An 18,759-nucleotide genomic window follows, 5' to 3' on the forward strand; every position below is an offset into this window, starting at 1 on the left:
CGATCAGACCTTCAGATCCACGCCCGCAGGCGAGAGGGTGAGCGCCATCCAGCGGGGAGGCTGGGCGACGTCGATTTCGGCATTCCGGCGGGAGGCGGCGGCGAAGGCGCGGTTCTGGTCGTGGCGAGCATCCTGGCCCCGGTCGAAGCTGCTGGATCCGCTGTCGCGCTCGGCGAACTCGAAGGCGTCGTCGGCCAGGTGGAAGCCGGCGTCCTCCAGTTCCCGCCTCAGGTCGTCGACCCGGCCGCGCAGATCGGTCGCCGCGGCAGGATTGTCGAACGCCAGCCGTGCGGCCAGACGGCCTTCCGAATCGATGTCCAGTTTCACGTCCACGCGCCCCAGATCGTCGGGGGTCAGGGCCATTTCGAACCGCGTCGAGCGGCCTTCCAGCTTCCGCAGGATCTGGGCGGCGATCTGCGCCGTGGCGTCGATGGTGGCGCGTGACAGGCCGGAGAGACTTGTTTCACGGATCTGAGCCGTGGTTGCGGTCGTGGCGGCGGCGGTTTCGCCCGCGGGCGCGACGTCGATGGAAAGATCGTCTGTTCCCGCGACAGTATCGGCCGCCGGCTTCGGCGCAGCTTCGGCGGGTCCAGCGGCCCGTTCGGGCCTGAGGGTCGCGGTGGAAACGGCCGCAACGCGCTCCCTGGCTTCGGTCGCGCCAGAACCGGAGGCCGGCGTGTCGGCTGGCTTGTCGACCGGCGCATCCAGCGGCCGCGACGTTCGCTCGGCCAAGGCGCGCAGGGGCGGCGCGGGCGGAGCCGTCTGGACTGCGGCGGCGCCAACGGCGGGGGCGGCCTTCGCCGCCTTCGCCTCGGCGTCCGGAACCGGAGCGCCGACTTCGGGCTCGGCGGACTCCGGAGAATCCGAGGCGACCAGCGGCATCGTCTGCTTGACGGGTTCGGGCGCGGCGGCGGACCTGGGCATGACAGGCGCCGGTTGGACGCCGCCGTTCTGCACAAGGGGGGAAGCGTCCGGTTCCGGCGTCAGGGGCTCGGCGGGAATTCCGGCGGCCGCGGCAGTCTGACTTTCAGGCGCCGGCGCCTGTGCGACCACGAGGGCGCCCGGGATCGCGACGGGGATTGAGATGGGGATTGCGATGGGGATTGCGATGGGGGCGAGCGGCGGCGCGGTCGCCGGAGCCAGATCGCCGTCGTCGTTTGCGGCGGCCACCTCCAGATCATCGGCGGCGCCGGTTCCGGCGTCGTTGTTGAGACAGGTCGCCAGCAGGCCCTTGAATCCGGTCGTGTCGGCGGCGCCGGTCGACCCTTGCGGGGCGCTGGTCGCGGCGGGCGCTGTAACGGACGGCAGGGCGAGGGCGGACATTGTCCCGGGGGGATGATCGCTGGGCGATGGGTGACGGGGGCGCCTGCTGCGCCGAACATTCGAAAGGCACGGCGCAAGTCGCGGGCCAGAGCAGCCAGTTTCGGGAAGGCGCTGAAAAAGCGCGATAAAATAGGGTAAGGAGGCGACGCGCTCCGCCTCGTGTCCGGTCGAAACTTGCCGCGTGCCGACGATTCTTGCCCGGCGCCCGGGCCCGGCTGACAGGCCTGCCGCGGGTGGCCCGCCGCTTGCGCTCCCTCACTGTCATGACCCAGGCGCGAACCGCGACAGCATGTAAAATCAAGGGCTTGGTCGAAGCGCCCGCGCGGGACGCCGGGCAAAAAGCGCTCGTCGGCTGGCAGGGCTTGCCGGGCGCCGGCCGTATGGAGACCGTCGGATGTCGCTGAACGCCATCATGAACACGGCGACCTCGGGCCTGGCCACGGCCCAGACCCAGCTGCGCGTCGTTTCGGACAATGTCTCCAACGTCAACACGCCCGGCTACGTCCGCAAGATCGCCGATCAGACCACCCTGACCAGCCAGGGCATGGGCTCGGGCGTCGAGGTGTCGCGCATCCGTCTGGCGACGGACCGCTTCCTTCAGGCCGCCAGCCTGAACGCAGGCGCGGATGCTGCGCGCGAGAGCGTGCGTTACGAGCTGTACGATCGCATCCAGTCGCTGTTCGGCGACCCGGGCGGCGACAGCGGCTTCTTTTCCCAGGTCGACGGGGTGTTCTCGGCCTTTGCGGCGAGCGCCGAGGATCCGACCTCCTCGCCCCGCCGCCAGGACGCCCTGTTCAAGACCCAGGCCCTGTTCGACGAGGCCAGCCGGATCGGGAAGCAGATACAGGCGGTCCGTGAGGACGCCGACGGCCGCATCCAGAGCGCGGTGGAGAAGACCAACGGCCTGCTCAAGCAGATCGAGAGTCTGAACCTCGAGATCGCCCGGGCGACGGCCGTCGACGGCGACGCCTCGGGCGCGGAAACGGCACAGGCGGCCCTGATCGGGCAACTGGCCGAGCTGCTGGACATCCGGGTTTCGGTCCGACCCGTCGGCGGCGTGTCGATACGCACGGGCGCGGGCACCTTGCTGGCCGGCCAGGGCGCAGCGACCCTGGAATACAATCGCGCGGGCACGGTTACGGGGGAGACGGCCTTCAACGAACTGTGGATCACCGAGCCGGGCGGCCAGAAGCGTTCGCTTCTGGACAGCGTCACCTCGGGCGAGATCAAGGGCCTGGTGGAACTACGCGACGTCGAGGCGCCGGCGGCGGCCGAGCGGCTGGCCGAACTGGTCTCCCATGTCGCCGACGAGCTGAACCGTGCGCATAACGCCAACTCGTCGGTGCCCGCCCCGGTCAGCCTGACCGGCCGCAATGTCGGGCAGGCGTTCGAGACCGCGATCGCCGGCTTCACCGGACAGACCACGGTGGCGGTCACCAATGCCGCGGGCGTCATCCAGACCCGGGCGGACATCGTCTTCTCGGGCGCGACCATGACCGTCAACGGCGTGGCCACGACGCCGGCGAATTTCCTGACCACCCTGAACGCCCAGCTGGGCGGGGCCGCGACCGCCAGCTTCACCGACGGCAAACTGACCATAACAGCGGCCGCCCCGAACGGCGTGGCCGTCGCGGACGATGCGGCCACGCCCTCGGCCAAGGCGGGGCGAGGCTTCTCGCACTATTTCGGCCTCAACGACCTGATCTCCACCGACCGTCCCGCCTTCTACGACAATGGCCTGACGGCGGCGTCTCCTCATGGCTTCACCGCCGGCGAAACCCTCACCTTCCGCTTCACCGGCGAGAGCGGATCGCGACTGCGCGATCTGGAGGTTGCGATCCCCGCGGGCGGAACCGTGGGCGATCTGGTCAACCGCCTGAACGACCCCGCGCTCGGCATCGGCCGCTTCGGGGCGTTCTCTCTGGCGCCGGATGGTTCGTTGAGCTTCAGCGGCTACGGCAATCCGGCGCCGACGCTCAGCGTGCTTGAGGACACCACGACCCAGGCGCCGTCGGGCGTTTCGGTGACCGAGCTGTTCGGCATCGCCGGCGGCGTCCGTTCGTCCCGCGCGGACGGCTTTGCGCTGCGTACTGACATCCGGCAGACGCCTTCCAGACTGGCCCTGGCGCAACTCAACCTTTCGGCCGCCGCGGGCGCGCCGGCCCTGAGCACGGGCGATGGCCGGGGCGCCCTGGTGCTGGCCGACGCAGGGGAACGTTCCGCCAATTTCCAGCCGGCCGGCGGCTCGACAGGCGGTTCGATCTCGGTGTCCCGCTACGCCTCGGAACTTTCGGGCGAGATCGGCGGGCGGGCGGCCGCGGCCAAGAATCGCAAGGAAACCGCAACCGCCCTTTATGCCGAGGCCAGTTCCCGCCAGACCGCGCACGAGGGGGTCAATCTGGATGAGGAGCTGGTGTTGATGACGACCTATCAACAGGCCTTCAACGCCTCCGCTCGTCTGATCCAGGCGTGCAAGGACATGTACGATACGCTGATGGGGATGGTCTGATGACCCGGGTCGCCACCTACGGAAACTATCAATCAGCCCTGCTGAACCTGATGAACACCCAGATCCGGTCGGCCGAGGCCCAGGAAAGAGTGTCCACACAGAAGAACGCCACCGACCTGACCGGCTTCGGCCGCCAGTCCGAGACGCTGACAGCACTGAAGGGAGCTCAAAGCCGCATCCAGGGCTTCATCGACACGGCCGAGGCGGTGACGTCGCGCCTGACCACCCAGGATCTGGCCATGAACCAGATCAACGACGGCATCACGGGCCTGCGCGAAGCCATCGGCAGCGTGCTGTCCACCGATTCCGCCGGCTCGCTGATGCTGGAGCTGGAGGGCCAGTTCCAGTCGATCCGCGGCGGGCTGAACATGCGGCATCAGGGCGGTTATCTGTTCGCCGGCGCCTCCACCACGACCGCGCCGCTGGACGCGAACACCCTGACCGAACTCGCGGCCGCGCCGAGCGTCGCCTCGGTTTTCCGGAACGACACCCTGAAGACGGCCAGCCGCGTCGCCGACGGCACGACGCTGGAGACGGGCTTCCTGGCTGACGAACTGGGTACGGAGGTGCTGAGCATCCTCCGCGACATCCAGACTTTCCACGCCACGGCGGGGCAGGGACCCCTGACCGGCAAGATCACCGAGGCGCAGAAGACCTTCCTGATCACCCAGCTCGGCCGGCTGGAACAGGCCGGCACGGCTGTCATCGACAAGGTGGCCAAAACCGGGTCGCTGGCCAAGCAGGTGGAAAGCATTTCGACCGGCCACACGGCCCAGAAGAATGCGCTGGACGAACTGGTGTCAGGCCGGACCGACGCGGACATGGCCAGGGCGGTGACCGACCTCGAGCTGTCGCAGATCGCCATTCAGGCCTCGGCCCAGGTGATCGGCCAGCTGCGCCAGGTCTCTCTGCTCAACTATCTGAGCTGACGCAAGAAACAGCCTTTGTGGCACGGGATCGGAACCGGCGACCCGGTCGGCGGTTCGAATCGATACCATGGTCGCCTTCCCGCCCACCAACCGAACCGGCGTATGGTGAGGATGCTGTCGCACGCGGGTCAGGAATATGCGCTCGACGAAGGCTTCGTCCCGTCAACGCTGGGGGAACTGGATCGGGCTGTGCAGGCCTGCCGCCGGTGCCCGCTGTGGCGGGATGCGACCCGGGGCGTCTGCGGCGAGGGGCCGAAGAAGGCGCGGCTGATGATCGTGGGCGAGCAGCCGGGCGATCAGGAGGATCTGGCGGGGCGGCCATTCGTTGGTCCCGCTGGCGGGGTCCTGGACGCCGCGCTGACGGAAGCGGGAATCGACCGCGACGACGTTTTCGTCACCAACGCGGTGAAGCATTTCAAGCACGAGCCGCGCGGCAAGCGGCGCATCCACAAGACGGCTCTGGTCAGCGAGGTCAGGGCCTGCCGCTGGTGGCTGAACGCCGAGCGGCGACTGGTGAAACCGAAGGTCGTCGTGACCCTGGGCGCCACGGCGGCGTTGGGCGTGCTGGGCCGCAAGGCTGCGGTGATGAAGGAGCGTGGTGAGGCGATCGCCCAGCCCGATGGATCGCGCGTCCTGCTGACCGTCCACCCTTCGTACCTGTTGCGGTTGCCGGACGAGGCGGCCCGGGTGGCCGAACGTGGACGGTTTGTCGAGGACCTGAAACGCGCCCGCTTGCTGCTCTGACCCGTAAATACCTGAAACCGTGGCAGAACGAATACGGGTGCGCTGCGTTGTGAGGTCTGGCCCAGCTTTGCCGTTTGGCCGGCGTAGGCAAAACGAACGGCGCAATCTAGGTAGGGGCATGGCCGCAGCGGATTTCCAGATCGACGATGGCGGACCGGGTCTGACCCTGCGTCTGACCGGCGACTGGACGGCGACCCAGCTTGGCCGGATTTCGCGCCGGCTGGACGGCGAACTGCACGACCGCAAGATCGACGCCGTCGATCTGTCGAACCTCGGCCGATTCGATACGGCCGGCGCCCTTGCTATCGTCCAGGCCGCCAACTGCGTCCTGCCCCAGGCCGCCTGGAGCCAGCGACCCGAGGCCGGCCGCACCTACGCCCTGGTCGAGAAGCTGGAGCGCGAAAGCGCCGGCCCGCCGCGGCGCTCTCCCGGATGGGTCCGCGGCTTCGCCAAGGTCGGGCGGGGAGTCGGCGATATCGCGGCCGAAGCCACGTTGTCGATGGCGTTTCTTGGTCGTTTGATCGTCGCGGTCGGTACGGCCCTGCGTCATCCCGGACGGATTCGATGGGCCGCCTGGTTCAGCCAGGGCGAGCGGTCGGGGCTGGACGCCATTCCCATCATCGCCACGACGAATTTCTTCATCGGGGCGGTTATCGCCTTTCTCGGCGCGAACCTGTTGACCCAGTTCGGAGCCGGCGTCTTCACAGTGCAACTGGTCGCCGTGTCGGTTCTGCGCGAGTTCGCCGTGGTCATCACCTCGGTCCTGCTGGCCGGCCGGTCGTCATCGTCGTTCGCGGCCGAGATCGGCTCGATGCGGATGAACCAGGAGGTCGACGCCATGCAGGTGATGGGGGTCAATCCCTTCCAGGCGCTGGTGATCCCGCGCCTTGCCGCCATGCTCGCCATGCTGCCGCTGCTGACCTTCATCGGCATGATCGCCGGCCTGTTCGGCGGGCTGATCGTAACCTGGGCGGAGCTGGGATACGGGCCGGCCTTCTTCATCCAGCGCATGACCGAGGACGCCAAGATGAGCACCCACCTGGGCGTCGGCCTGCTCAAGGCGCCGGTCTTCGCGGTCGTCATTGCGGCGATCGGTTGCCGCCAGGGCATGGCGGTGGCGGGCGATGTGGAGAGCCTTGGCCGCCGGGTCACCGCCGCGGTGGTCCAGGCCATCTTCGCCATCATCTTCCTGGACGCCGTCTTCGCAATGATCTTCCTGGAGCTGAACTGGTGACCGCCCCGGCTGCCAATCGGGCCCCCGAGCCCGAACACCTGATCGAGGTGCACGGCCTGCTGAGCCAGTTCGGAGAGCGGACCATCCATGAGAACCTGGACCTCGTGGTGGATCGCGGCGAGGTCCTGGGCGTCGTGGGCGGCTCCGGCTCCGGCAAGACGGTTCTGCTGAACTCGATCATCGGCCTCAAGGACCCGGAGGGTGGCTCGGTCAGCATCCTGGGCTACGACCGCGCGACCATGACCGAAGAGCAGGAGGCCGACGTCGAACGCCGGACAGGAATCCTGTTCCAGCAGGGCGCCCTGTTCTCCGCGCTGAGCGTCATCGAGAATGTGGCGTCGCCCCTGGTCGAGCATACCCGCCTGCCCAAGGACGTGATCCGCGAGCTGGCCGAGATGAAGATCGCCATGGTCGGATTGAAACCGGACTCGCACCATCTGAAGCCGGCCGAACTCTCCGGCGGCATGCGCAAGCGCGTCGGCCTGGCCCGGGCTCTGGCGCTGGATCCGGAACTCCTGTTCCTGGACGAACCGACCGCCGGCCTCGATCCCATCGGCGCCGCGGCTTTCGACGACCTGATCCGGCGGCTGTCCGACGACCTCGGACTGACCGTCTTCATGATCACCCACGACCTCGACAGCCTCTACGCCATTACCGACAAGGTGGCCGTGGTCGCCGACAAGCGCATTGTGGCCAAGGCGACGGTTCAGGAGCTCGAGCGTTCTGATCATCCCTGGATCAAGGAATACTTTCTGGGGCCGCGCGGTCGCGCCGCCGACAGAGCCGCCTGAGGAGAGCGGACCAGATGGAACGAGACGCCCACTACGCCGCCGTCGGCATCGCCACCATCGCCCTTCTGGCGGCGCTGGCGGTGTTCAGCATCTGGCTGGCCCGCCTGCAGTTCAACAACGACTACGACGTCTATGACATCGTCTTCTACGGGCCGGTGCGCGGGCTGTCCGAGGGTGGGGAAGTCCACTTCAACGGCATCCGCGTCGGCGAGGTGACCGATCTGAATCTGGATCCGAAGAAGGGCGACCAGGTCATCGCCCGCATCCGCGTGGACGGCACCACGCCGGTGCGCGTGACCTCGCGCGCGCAGCTGGAGCCGCAGGGCATCACCGGCCTGAACTACATCCAGATCACGGCCGGAAATCCGCAGAGCGCGATCCTGAAAACCCAGTATCCCGACAATGTCGTGCCCGTGATCCAGAGCCAGCCGTCGCCGATCGCGGAACTGCTCAGCGGTTCGGGCACGGTGCTGGCCCAGACGGTGGACGCGCTGAACCGGATCAACCGGGTGCTGTCGGACGACAACATCCGCTCCTTCTCGACCAGCGTGAAGAATGTCGAATCCCTGTCGACCGAGCTTGAAGCCCGCAAGGGGATGTTCGCCCAGCTGGAGCAGGCGTTGGCCAAGGCCAACGAAGCCATCGGCGAATACCAGGCGCTGGGGGTCAGCACGCGTCAGCTGATCGAGGGCGACGGCCGTCAGGCGATCGCCAACATCAATCGCGCGGCGGAGCAGGCGGCGGAAGCCGCGACGTCGGCCAACCGGACCATCAGCGGGCTGGAGCGGCCGGTGAACGACTTCGCCACCACCGGCCTGCCCCAGTTGCAGCAGTCCATCCAGAGCCTTGAGGACGCCACCCGGGCGCTGGAAGGTCTGGTCGAGGAGGTTCGGTCCAGCCCGCGCGACTTCATCGGCCGCGCGCCGACCAAGGAAATGGAGGTCCAGCCGTGATCCGTTCGTCCCTCATCCGGCTGACCGCCGTCGGCGTCGCCGCGTCCACGCTCGCGGGGTGCGCGCTGCTGAGCTCTCCCGATCCGGTCCAGACCTACCGGTTCGGCGGTCCCGCCCCGACGGTTTCGGAGAGCCTCGGATCGACGGCGACGGCGATCGCACTGCGGCGGGTCGAGTTCCCGGAGGCGGTGGAAGGCGACCGGCTGCTAGGCGTGACCGGGACGGAGACGGCCTACATCAAGGGCGCGCGCTGGGTTTCGCCGGCGGCCGACCTCTACATGGAAAGTCTGGAGAACGCCTTCGCCGGACAGGCCACGCGTGTCCGGCTGGTCGGCCCCCGCGAGATTGTCCGGGGCGGCCGCAGCCTCGACATCGATGTGCGCGCCTTCGAGGCTCGCTATGACGTTCCCGGGGCGGCGCCCACGGTGGTGATCACGGCCCGGGCCCGGGTGACGACCCTGCCGGAACGCAATGTCGCCGCCGAGCGGATGTTCAGCGTCGAACAGCCGGCTTCGGAAAACCGGGTATCGTCGATCGTCGAGGCCTTCGATGTCGCCGCGCGCGACCTGAACACCCAGATCGTAGCCTGGACCGAGGCCAACGCCCGCTAGGGTTTGAGGCTCGTCCTGACGGCGGCCAGCCGGCGCTCGACGTCGCCGCGGCGCGCGCCGAGGGCAGCCAGCTCGCCCAAGGTCCGGTCGACGCGGGCCAGCGCTCCATCGCGACTGCGGGCCATGCGGTCCTTGTCGGGGTGGATGCGTCGCGGGCGCTTTCCGGACAGCCCCAGGGCGTCGCGCCAGTCGTCGCGCCAGGCGACGAGGCCATCCGTGCAGGATTTGAGCGCTTCCGAGGCGCGGGCGTCGGCGTTCTGGGCCCCGCGGATCAACGGCAGGGCGCCGAGGGCCGCGGCGCGGCAGGCGTCGAGCGTCGCCTTGCGGATCCCCAGCGGAGGGGCGGCGTCGTCGTCGGCGGTCGCGTGACCGGACAGGCGGCGTGCGGCGGCGGCGAGGTGGGCGTCGAGGTCGGCCACGGCGTCGCGAATCTCAACCCAGACGGCATCCAGCGAGGCGGCCCGGCGGGCGGCGGTTTCGATACGTTCGGCGAGGGCGGAGACGCCGCCGGTCAGGCGATCCGCCGCGTCGCGGTAGTGTTCACGGACGCGGTTGAGGCGCTTGCCGCGGCTGTCGAACAGACCCGCGAGCCCGCGGCGGGGCTCGAGCGCTTCGGGCCGCAAGGCCTCGATGCGGGCGCGGACGTCCGACAAGGCCGCGGTGAGGCCTTCGAGATCGCCGGCGCGGGCGGCGGCCAGGGCGTGGTCGATGCGATCGACGGCCGCGGCGCGGGCGGGTTCACCGAAGGCGTGGGACGACGTCTCGTCGAAGGCCGCGTCGATGGCGTCGACCCGCGCCGCGTCGGGCGCCGGGGCGTTGCCCAGCCAGCGGTAGGCTCCGTCCGCCATCTCGATGCTCCACCAGACCGGCTCTGCGGCCGGTTAACGGGAGTATGCCTACGACTTCAGCCCGGCGGCAACGGTGTAGCTTGCCAGGGCCATTGCGGGGCGGTCCTGCATTGCCGATGGTAGGCAGCTCACGCCTCGGAGAACAGCCTTGGACGCCACCTTGCACCGTCGAATGGTCCTCGCCGGCCTGGGTTACGCCGGGCTCGCGGGATGCGCCCCGACGGTCTTGTCTCCTGCGACACCGATGCGGCCCGTCTTCCAGCGGCCGACCTTCGCGCCCCTGCTGACCGATCCCGGCCGGTTGAGCCGCATCACCGTCTGCCTGAGGCCGTTCAGGGCGCAGGGCCCGCGTATCGAGGTCGAAACGCTGGGGGAGAAGCGGGTCGTGCATAACTACGGGCATGGCGGAGCGGGATGGTCGCTGTCCTGGGGGTCGGCGGCCGCGGCCCGTGACCTCGCTCTCGAGGGCGGCCAACGGCCGATGGCCGTCATCGGCTGCGGCGCGATCGGCCTGACCACGGCGCTGCAGATCCTGAGGGCCGGCGCTCCGGTCACCATCTACGCCGCCGAACGCACGCCCCATACGCGCTCGGCCCGGGCCACCGGCGTCTGGTCGCCCGACTCGCGGATCGCCGCCCAGGCGGCGGCGCCGGCGGACTTTCCGGCGCGGTGGGAGGCGATGGCGCGGCGGTCATGGGTGGATCATCACGCCTTTGTCGGGCTGGACGGCGACCCGGTGCGGTTCATCGACCAGTACAATCTGCATGGCGGGCCGGGCGCGGGCGGCCCGGTGGGACCGGCGGCGACGCCGGGGCGGGTCGGGTTCGCCCGCTTCGGCGATCGGCTGAGCGATCTCGCGCCCTGGTCTCGCGAACTAAGGCCGGACGAGCATCCCTTCCCCGTCGACCGGGTCACGGCCCTGCCGATCATGACCTTCAACGTGGCGGAGTACGCCCGGCAGCTGACTGAAGCCTTCCTTATGGAGGGCGGGCGGATCGTCCAGCGGACGTTCAACCACCCGTCGGAGTTGGCCGATCTGGCCGAGCCGGTGGTGGTCAACTGCACCGGGTACGGCGCGCGGGCGCTGTTCGGGGATGAGAGCGTCGTGCCGGTGCGGGGGCAGATCGCCTGGCTGACGCCGCAGCCTGAGGTGACCTACGCCCTCTACTACCGGTCCATCAGCATGGTGCCGCGTCACGACGGCATCGTCATCCAGGCCAATGGCTCAAGCCAGATGGTCGGCTACGGGGTGGCGGACGAGACGCCGGACCGGGCCGAGGCCGAACAGGCGCTGGCTGCGCTCGCGACCCTGTTCGCCAGCGCCTGACGCCGGTCAGCCAAGGAGGTCGGGGGCGGTCGAGTACGTGGCCTCGGTCTTGCTCGCGACCTCGTCGAGGGTGACGCCGTCGGCCAGTTCGATCAGCTCGAGGCCCGATCCGTCGGGCTTGACGTCGAAGACGCACAGGTCGGTGATGATGCGGCTGACGACGCCCGTGCCGGTCAGGGGAAGGGTGCAGGCTTTCAGCACCTTGGACTGGCCGTGCTTGTTGGCGTGGTCCATGACCACGACGACGCGCTTGACGCCGGCGACCAGGTCCATGGCCCCGCCCATGCCCTTCACGAGCTTGCCGGGGATCATCCAGTTGGCGATGTCGCCGTTCTGGGCCACTTCCATGGCGCCCAGGATGGACAGGTTGATGTGGCCGCCGCGGATCATGGCGAAGCTGTCCGCCGAGCTGAAATAACTGGTCTCGGGGATCTCGGTGATGGTCTGTTTGCCGGCGTTGATCAGGTCGGCGTCGACCTCGTCCTCATAGGGGAAGGGGCCCATGCCGAGCATGCCGTTCTCGGACTGCAGGGTGACCTCCATGCCGTGCGGGATGTAGTTGGCCACCAGGGTCGGGATGCCGATGCCGAGGTTGACGTAGAAGCCGTCCTGCAGCTCGCAGGCGGCGCGGGCGGCGAGCTGTTCGCGGGTGCGGGCCATCTTATGCGGTCTCCCGGGCACGGACGGTGCGTTGTTCGATGCGCTTCTCGGGCACCGTCAGGACGATGCGGTCGACGTAGATGCCCGGGGTGTGGATCTGGTCGGGGTCGAAGGTCCCGGTGGGGACGATGTGCTCGACCTCGACGACCGTGACCTTGCCGGCCGTGGCCATCATCGGATTGAAGTTGCGGGCGGTCTTGCGGAACTGGAGGTTGCCGCGGCCGTCGGCCTTCCAGGCCTTGACGATGGCGAGGTCGGCGATCAGGCCGGTCTCCATGACGTAGTCGCGGCCGTCGAAGCTGCGAACTTCCTTGCCCTCGGCGACCAGGGTGCCGACGCCGGTGGCCGTGAAGAAGGCGGGGATGCCCGCGCCGCCGGCGCGGATGCGCTCGGCAAGCGTGCCCTGGGGGTTGAACTCGAGCTGGAGCTCGCCGGCCAGATACTGGCGCTCGAACTCCTTGTTCTCGCCGACGTAGGACGAGATCATCTTGGCGATCTGGCGGGTTTCCAGCAGCTGGCCGAGGCCGAAGCCATCGACGCCGGCGTTGTTGGAAATGACCGTCAGCCCCTTGACGCCCGAGTCGCGCAAGGCGGCGATCAGGTGCTCGGGAATGCCGCACAGGCCGAAGCCGCCGGACATGACGGTCATGCCGTCGAAGGTCAGGCCCTCAAGCGCGGACTTCGCGTCGGGGAAGATCTTCCGCATCGCTTCCTCATATTTTCACCGCCTGATGAATATTGGCGGTCTGGCTTGTCCCTAACGTGGGGACGCGGACCGGGCAAGGCGAGCGGAAAAAAACACAGTCCAATGAGTCCGAAGAGTCCACTGAGTCCACTTCTTCCGAGGGCGCCTTGGCGGCAGGATTTGATTGTCAAAGACCGGAACGAAGGTTCAGGCGGCAGTGTCGCACGGGCTGTTCCCGCGGCGGGTTCGTGACGCTATTTTTGGGGGGCGAGGCAATGAGATCAGCGGGTTAGGCGCGTGAAGTCGTCTGGTTGGCGGCGGATTGTCAGCGGAGCGTCATCCGTCTCCTCCCTGTTCGCGCAGCGAATGGGGAGGGGGACCGCGAAGCGGTGGAGGGGGCGCCAACCGCGCTCCCTGCTTCTACCCCTCCACCCCTTCGGGGTCCCCCTCCCCACGGAGTGGGGAGGAGACGGTGGGCGCCCCATTAACCTTTTTCTTCCCGTGACACGGGCGCGAGGTGGCGGTCCGGCCCCGATAAGGTAAAAGGCTCGACGGAACAGGGTTCAGTCGGGGGATGGCTTTGCGTGCTGGCGTCAACGCTCTGACGGCGACCTTCGTGGTCGGCGTGCTGGCCGGGCTTGTGCTGACGCCCGACGGCCGGGCGTGGCTGCGCCATCCCACCCTTATGCTGGGCGACAAGGCCGCGGCCTCCGCGCCGCCCGCGCCCGCAGCGCCGGTCGCCGCGCCGGCGGCCGCCGCGCCGGTCCTGCCGGCGGTGACGCCGCTGGACGCCCGTCTGGCCCAGGGACCGCTGCGCATCGGCGTGTTCGGGGATTCGATGGCCGACGGCCTGTACGCGGGCCTGTACCGCGACCTGCAGCACACGCCGAATGTCACGGTGAGCAAATTCTCGCAGGTTTCGACGGGCCTGAGCCGCTACGACTACGTCGACATCCAGGCGAAGACGCGCGGGCAGCTGGACGAGAAGCCCGTTGACGTGGCGGTCATGCTGTTCGGCACCAATGACGCCCAGGGCATAGAGATGGACGGGCAGATTCATCCGTTCGGCTCGGACGGCTGGAAGGCCGCCTATGCGAAACGGGTCGACGATCTGGTGGCCCTGCTGCGCAGCCGCGACGTGGCCGTCTACTGGGTCGGCCTGCCGCGGATGAAGCGAAATACGTTCGACGCCAAGATGACGTTGATCAACGGGGTGGTCGAGGCGCGGATGGAGGCGCTGGGCGTGCCGTATATCGAGACCACGGCCCTGACGTCGAACGGCGAGGGCGGATACGAGGCCTATCTGCCGACCGACAGCGGCCGACGCACCCTGATGCGGGCCAATGACGGGATCCACATGTCGATGGCCGGCTATCTGCGCATGAGCGCCCCGGTCGCGGCGCGGCTGAAGCGCGACGCCGGGCTGGACCGCCCTGCGGCTCCCCTCGCGGCGCCCGCCGCCTGAGCATGAGGACCGCGGCGGCGGCCCTTACTGCCGGAGTCTGGATCGCGGTTTCGGGCGGGGCGGCCGCGCAGGAAATCCCTTACGCCGCCGTCGCGGCGCCGCCTGCGGGCGAGTCCGACTGTCCGGGCGGCCTGTGCCAGGCCGGGGCGCTGACCGGGCTGTTCGAGGCGCTGGCGGCGACCGAGGCCGGACAGCGGACGCGGCCGGTGCATATTCTCCAGATCGGCGACAGCCACACCGCGGGCGACCGGATCACGGGCAAGCTGAGGGCGGACCTTCAGGCCCGGTTCGGCGCCGCGGGGCGTGGGGTGCTGCCGCCGGGCGCGCCCTATGACAGCTACGCCCCCTATCAGGTGCGGATGGCGGCGGCGGGCTGGGTCGCCGAAAGTCCTTCCTTGCAGCCGTCGGCGGGGACTCCGTCCACGCGGGTCGGGCTGGCCGGGATGCGGACCACGGGGGTCGAGGGGGCCCTGATGGGCTTCGAACTGGATCCCGGGGCGGAGGCGTCGGTGGTCGGGGTGTGCGGACGGGCGCGCGGCGCCGGCGTGGGCCTGTCGGTCGAAGCGGGCGGCCTGGGCCGGGGCCTGGACTTCAACGGGACGACGCCGGATCAGGAGGTGTGCCGCGAGCTGGCGCTGCCGGGCCCGACGTCGTCGGTGCGTCTGGTTCCGCTGGAGCGCGGCGTGGTGATGGATTCCGTCATGCTGTCGGGCGCGAAGCCGGGAGTGATGGTGTCGAGCCTCGGCGTCATCGGCGCGACGCTGCGCGATCTGGCCAGTCGGGACGAGGCGATCGCGGCGACCGAACTGGCGATGTGGCGACCGTCGCTGATCGTGCTGGCGTTCGGCACCAATGAGGGGTTCGACGACGCGCTGGATAGCCGTGCGTACGAGACACTGCTCCGCGACCAGATCGCGCGGATGCGGCGGCTGGCGCCGGCGGCGTCGCTGATGCTGCTGGGCGCGCCGGATGCGCTGCGCAGCGGCGTGACGGGCGGATGCAGCGCGGACGGGCAGCGGAAACCGCCGCCGTCGCTGGCGGTGGTGCGCGACGTGCAACGCCGGGTCGCCGCCGACATGGGTGTGGCGTTCTGGGACTGGCGTGGGCGGATGGGCGGCGAGTGTTCGGCGGATCGGCTGGCCTTGAGGGACGCACCCTTGATGCGTGGCGACCGGGTGCATTTCACCAGCGAGGGCGCTGACTGGATCGGCGGCGTGCTGAGCCGCGACCTGCTGGCCGCCTATGACGGCTGGAGAGCCGCGCGCGTTCCGGCGGCGGGGGGACCAAACTAGTGCTGTTCCCGACCCTGGCCTTCGGCGTCTTCTTCCTGTTCGTCTATTTCACCGCCTGGTCGCTGGACCGCGAGAACGGGCGGCGGAAACTGTTCCTGCTGCTGGCCAGCTGGTTCTTCTACGCCCAGTGGGACTGGCGGTTCGTCGGCCTGCTGATCGCGTCGGCGGTGCTGAACTGGGGCGTCGGGGCGCTGATCGCGCGGCGGGCGGGGGCGAAGACGGCGTGGCTGGTCGGCCTGGGTGTCGCGGTCAATCTGCTGATCCTCGGCTTCTTCAAATACTATGGCTTCTTCATCGAGCAGGCGGGCGACCTGCTGATGCGGTTCGGCTGGGAGCGGGACCTGCCGCTGCTGCAGATCGTGCTGCCGGTGGGGATCAGCTTCTTCACCTTCCAGGGCATCAGCTATGTCGTGGACGTGCATCGCGGGAAGACGCCGGCGGCGAAGAGCCTGCTGGACGTCATGCTGCTGATGAGCTTCTTCCCGCATCTGGTGGCGGGGCCGATCGTAAGGGCCTCGGACCTGCTGCCGCAGTTCGACCGGACGCCGCGGCTGACGCGGGAGATGGCGACGCACGGCCTGCTGCTGATCGTCTGGGGCCTGTTCAAGAAGACGGTGATCGCATCCGAGATTTCGGTGAACCTGGTCGATCCGGTGTTCTTCGATCCGTCGGCCTACGGGGCCGTCGACATCGCGGCGGCCGTCTATGGCTATGCGGTCCAGATCTATTGCGACTTCTCGGCCTATTCGGACATGGCGATCGGGATCGCGGCCCTGCTGGGCTATTCCTTCCCGCGCAATTTCGACCAGCCTTACCGGGCCAGTTCGATGCAGTCGTTCTGGCGACGCTGGCATATCAGCCTGTCCAGCTGGCTGCGGGACTACCTCTATGTGCCGCTGGGGGGCGGGCGGAAGGGGCTGATCTCGAGCTGCATCAACGTCTTCATCACCATGGTGCTGGGCGGGCTGTGGCACGGGGCGGCCTGGACCTTCCTGGCCTGGGGCGCGCTGCACGGCGGGGTGCAGGTGATCGAGCGGCTTGGCCGCGCGGCGTTCGGGGACCGCAAGGTGATCCCGACGGTGGTCGGGGTGCTGGTCACCTTCCACATCGTCTGTCTGGGCTGGATCCTGTTCCGGGCCGAGAGCTTCGACATGGCCATGGCCATGCTGCAGGGGCTGGGCCGGATCGGGCCGGTCGTGGTGCTGACGCCGCTGCTGCTGACGCTGATCGTCGGCGGGCTGGCCATGCACTGGCTGCCGCCGCGCGCGGTCGAGGGGCTGGCCGAACGGCTGAAGACGGCGCCGTCGATCACCCTGGGCCTGCTGGTCGGGGCGGCCTTCCTGCTGATCGAGGCCGTGCGCCCCGAGGGCGTGGCCCCCTTCATCTATTTCCAGTTCTGAGGCGTTGGACCCGCGATGACCGACGACACGACAGGCAAGGACGGCGAAACGCCGGAAATCCCGCTGGAGCCGTTCCCGGTCCACCGGCCGGAATCGCCCTTTCCGCCGCTGTACGAAAGCCTGCCGCCGCCGCCCGAGGATCCTCCCAGCGACTGGATCGAGACCGCCGACGCCCATGACCTGCCGACGCGCGAGAACGCCCTGGCGGCGTTGGGCCGGTTCGCCTTTCCGCCCGCGCCGCCGCTGGATGACGAGGGGGTGGCCGCGCGGGACCGGCGCTGGACCAGCCGGGCGATCTTCACGGTCGCGGCCTTTCTGATGGTGTTCAACGCGGTGTCGCCGCTGAACTGGTCGCGGCAGCAGGCGCCGGGCTGGGTGCAGGGGACGGTGGAGCAGTTGTCCGAGGTGTGGGTCGCCCAGCTGGCGGTCTTCGGTGTGGACCAGCCGCGCCAGGGCCTGCGGGAGATGTGGACGGCGGCGCGGCAGGCGCGGTTCATCGGCCAGGCGCCGGCGCGCGACGCGGGGTCGACACCGGGCTGAGATTGGTGAACCTTCGCCGTCGGGGAAGACGTGCGGGGGCATGGGTGAAAATCGACAGACGCCAGGCGCTGACCGGAGCCGTCATGCTGGGCCTCGGCTCGATTTCGGGCGCCGCGCCTGCGCTGGGCCAGACGCAGCGGGTGCGCCGTGGCGCGGGAACCCTGTCCGCGACCAGCGACGACGTCGTGGCGTTCGGGGAAGGGCTGGCGCTGATGAAGCGGCGCCGGGACGACCGGTCCTGGGCCCGCCAGAACACGATCCACTCCCGCAACGGCCAGCACAACAACGGCCTGTTCCTGCCGTGGCACCGGCTGCAGCTGCTGCATCTGGAGCGGATCATCGCCGGCCTGACGGGGCATGCGGGTTTCGCCATGCCCTACTGGGACGCCCAGGAACACCGGACCCTGCCGTCGTGGATCACGGAGCCGGACGCCCTGCTGTACGAGCGGCAGCGGGCGCGGGGCGTGGATGTGCTTGATTTCAACGCCGCCCGCTGGGCCCGGTCGCCCTATATGTCGCGGCTGACCTCGGACGATTTCGAGACCTTCGCCGGCAAGCTGCCGACCGGGGCCGGCATGGTCGAGGGTTATGGCCACAACTACATCCACGAGCTGGTCGGCGGGCTGATGAAGCGGCTGACCACGGCGGCGACCGATCCGATCTTCTGGCTGCACCACTGCAATGTCGACCGGGTCTGGGCGACCTGGCACGCGCGTCAGGCGGCGAGCGTCTATCCCGCCGACTGGACCGCGCGGACGCTGAACGGCTTCGTCGGCGGCCAGGGCGAGGACACGGGCGACTGGCGGGTGGGGAGCGTGCTGGACACCCGGAGCCTGGGCTATGGCTATGACCACCTCTATCCGTTCCCGGTGTTCAACGCCCCCGAGGTCGGGCCGCCGGGGGCGACCCGGCGTGAGCCGCTGGGAGGCGTGGTCTACCGGATGAGGGCTGAGGGCGAGGGCGGCGGCGGGCTCTCGGTGACCCTGCCGGCCGAGGCGGTGGCGCGGATGCGGGCGGCGGACGATACGCTGATGATCGCCGGCGCCGGGTCGGTCGCATACGCGGCGACCGGGGCGCTGCTGGACCGGTCCATCGAGATTCGCATGCGCTGCGCCGGGCGGCGGATATCGCTCGGCTCCTCGCCGACCTTCCTGCATCTGCGGGAGGGGGCGGAGGCCCATCACGCCGGCGACTACGTCCTGCCTTTCCGTTTCGGCGAGGAGGTGCTGAACCTGATCGGCGAGGGCGACGCGGTGGTGACCGTCGCCGTGGACGCCGAGGACCTGGCGCCGGAGGCGGGACGCCCGCCCGCGCGGGCCGTGGCGCTGGACCTGTCGCTGACCCTGACCGAAAGCCGTTGGGCATGAGCCGTTTGAAGATCGTCGTGCTGCTTTTCGCGGCGCTTTGCCTGCCGATGACCGCCTGTTCGGTGTTCCAGGATCAGCTTC

General features: G+C 69.2%; 17 protein-coding genes. 13 read left to right on the forward strand and 4 right to left on the reverse strand.

What is annotated here, in order from left to right; genetic code table 11:
• Positions 1 to 3 precede the first annotated feature (3 nt).
• On the reverse strand, positions 4 to 1,323 hold the full coding sequence (locus VN378_RS16295) for a flagellar hook-length control protein FliK (RefSeq protein WP_325744608.1): 1,320 nt from the start codon (positions 1,321 to 1,323) through the stop codon (positions 4 to 6).
• A gap of 394 nt (positions 1,324 to 1,717) precedes the next feature.
• Here VN378_RS16295 and flgK point away from each other — a divergent pair, with 394 nt between their 5' ends.
• From flgK to VN378_RS16330, 7 genes are all read left to right on the forward strand, one after another.
• Entirely contained in the window at positions 1,718 to 3,832 is a 2,115-nt protein-coding gene (flgK, locus tag VN378_RS16300; protein WP_325744609.1) for a flagellar hook-associated protein FlgK, read from the forward strand.
• Positions 3,832 to 4,761, forward strand: a complete 930-nt coding sequence (locus VN378_RS16305) for a flagellin (protein WP_325744610.1) — start codon at positions 3,832 to 3,834, stop codon at positions 4,759 to 4,761. The genes flgK and VN378_RS16305 overlap by 1 nt, the downstream gene beginning before the upstream one ends.
• Before the next feature lie 111 nt (positions 4,762 to 4,872).
• Entirely contained in the window at positions 4,873 to 5,505 is a 633-nt protein-coding gene (locus VN378_RS16310) for a UdgX family uracil-DNA binding protein (protein ID WP_325744611.1), read from the forward strand.
• 118 nt (positions 5,506 to 5,623) lie between these two features.
• Positions 5,624 to 6,739, forward strand: a complete 1,116-nt coding sequence (locus tag VN378_RS16315; protein ID WP_325744612.1) for an ABC transporter permease — start codon at positions 5,624 to 5,626, stop codon at positions 6,737 to 6,739.
• On the forward strand, positions 6,733 to 7,530 hold the full coding sequence (locus VN378_RS16320) for an ABC transporter ATP-binding protein (protein ID WP_414642270.1): 798 nt from the start codon (positions 6,733 to 6,735) through the stop codon (positions 7,528 to 7,530). The genes VN378_RS16315 and VN378_RS16320 overlap by 7 nt, the downstream gene beginning before the upstream one ends.
• Before the next feature lie 14 nt (positions 7,531 to 7,544).
• Entirely contained in the window at positions 7,545 to 8,483 is a 939-nt protein-coding gene (locus tag VN378_RS16325; RefSeq protein ID WP_325744614.1) for an MlaD family protein, read from the forward strand.
• Positions 8,480 to 9,094 (forward strand): ABC-type transport auxiliary lipoprotein family protein, encoded by a 615-nt coding sequence (locus VN378_RS16330; protein ID WP_325744615.1) that lies wholly within the window; start codon positions 8,480 to 8,482, stop codon positions 9,092 to 9,094. Before VN378_RS16325 ends, VN378_RS16330 begins: the two co-directional genes overlap by 4 nt.
• Here VN378_RS16330 and VN378_RS16335 read toward each other — a convergent pair.
• The gene (locus tag VN378_RS16335; RefSeq protein ID WP_325744616.1) at positions 9,091 to 9,942 is read right to left on the reverse strand and encodes a toxic anion resistance protein; all 852 of its coding nucleotides are present in this window, start codon (positions 9,940 to 9,942) and stop codon (positions 9,091 to 9,093) included. The two genes, VN378_RS16330 and VN378_RS16335, sit on opposite strands and share 4 nt — an antisense overlap.
• A 244-nt stretch (positions 9,943 to 10,186) precedes the next feature.
• Between VN378_RS16335 and VN378_RS16340 the strand changes: the two genes are divergently transcribed.
• The gene (locus VN378_RS16340) at positions 10,187 to 11,269 is read left to right on the forward strand and encodes an FAD-dependent oxidoreductase (RefSeq protein WP_325744617.1); all 1,083 of its coding nucleotides are present in this window, start codon (positions 10,187 to 10,189) and stop codon (positions 11,267 to 11,269) included.
• Positions 11,270 to 11,275: 6 nt separating this feature from the next.
• Here the strand turns inward: VN378_RS16340 and VN378_RS16345 are convergent, their stop codons facing one another.
• Together VN378_RS16345 and VN378_RS16350 are read right to left on the reverse strand one after the other, a co-directional pair.
• Positions 11,276 to 11,929, reverse strand: coding sequence for a 3-oxoacid CoA-transferase subunit B (locus VN378_RS16345; protein ID WP_325744618.1), 654 nt, complete (start codon positions 11,927 to 11,929; stop codon positions 11,276 to 11,278).
• A gap of 1 nt (position 11,930) precedes the next feature.
• On the reverse strand, positions 11,931 to 12,635 hold the full coding sequence (locus VN378_RS16350) for a CoA transferase subunit A (RefSeq protein ID WP_325744619.1): 705 nt from the start codon (positions 12,633 to 12,635) through the stop codon (positions 11,931 to 11,933).
• Between the two features lie 553 nt (positions 12,636 to 13,188).
• Between VN378_RS16350 and VN378_RS16355 the strand changes: the two genes are divergently transcribed.
• From VN378_RS16355 to VN378_RS16375, 5 genes are read left to right on the forward strand one after another with little or no spacing between them, the layout of a single operon-like run.
• Complete coding sequence (locus tag VN378_RS16355; RefSeq protein WP_325744620.1) at positions 13,189 to 14,079, forward strand: DUF459 domain-containing protein; 891 nt, start codon at positions 13,189 to 13,191, stop codon at positions 14,077 to 14,079.
• 2 nt (positions 14,080 to 14,081) lie between these two features.
• Positions 14,082 to 15,371: a GDSL-type esterase/lipase family protein gene (locus VN378_RS16360; RefSeq protein WP_325744621.1), complete on the forward strand. Its 1,290-nt coding sequence runs from the start codon at positions 14,082 to 14,084 to the stop codon at positions 15,369 to 15,371.
• The gene (locus VN378_RS16365; RefSeq protein WP_325744622.1) at positions 15,371 to 16,771 is read left to right on the forward strand and encodes an MBOAT family protein; all 1,401 of its coding nucleotides are present in this window, start codon (positions 15,371 to 15,373) and stop codon (positions 16,769 to 16,771) included. Before VN378_RS16360 ends, VN378_RS16365 begins: the two co-directional genes overlap by 1 nt.
• A gap of 15 nt (positions 16,772 to 16,786) precedes the next feature.
• Complete coding sequence (locus tag VN378_RS16370; protein WP_325744623.1) at positions 16,787 to 17,311, forward strand: hypothetical protein; 525 nt, start codon at positions 16,787 to 16,789, stop codon at positions 17,309 to 17,311.
• 44 nt (positions 17,312 to 17,355) lie between these two features.
• Positions 17,356 to 18,678, forward strand: a complete 1,323-nt coding sequence (locus VN378_RS16375) for a tyrosinase family protein (protein WP_325744624.1) — start codon at positions 17,356 to 17,358, stop codon at positions 18,676 to 18,678.
• The last annotated feature ends 81 nt before the right edge of the window (positions 18,679 to 18,759 follow it).

It is taken from the genome of Brevundimonas sp., from assembly GCF_035561115.1.
In the GTDB taxonomy this organism is placed as follows: Bacteria; Pseudomonadota; Alphaproteobacteria; order Caulobacterales; family Caulobacteraceae; genus Brevundimonas.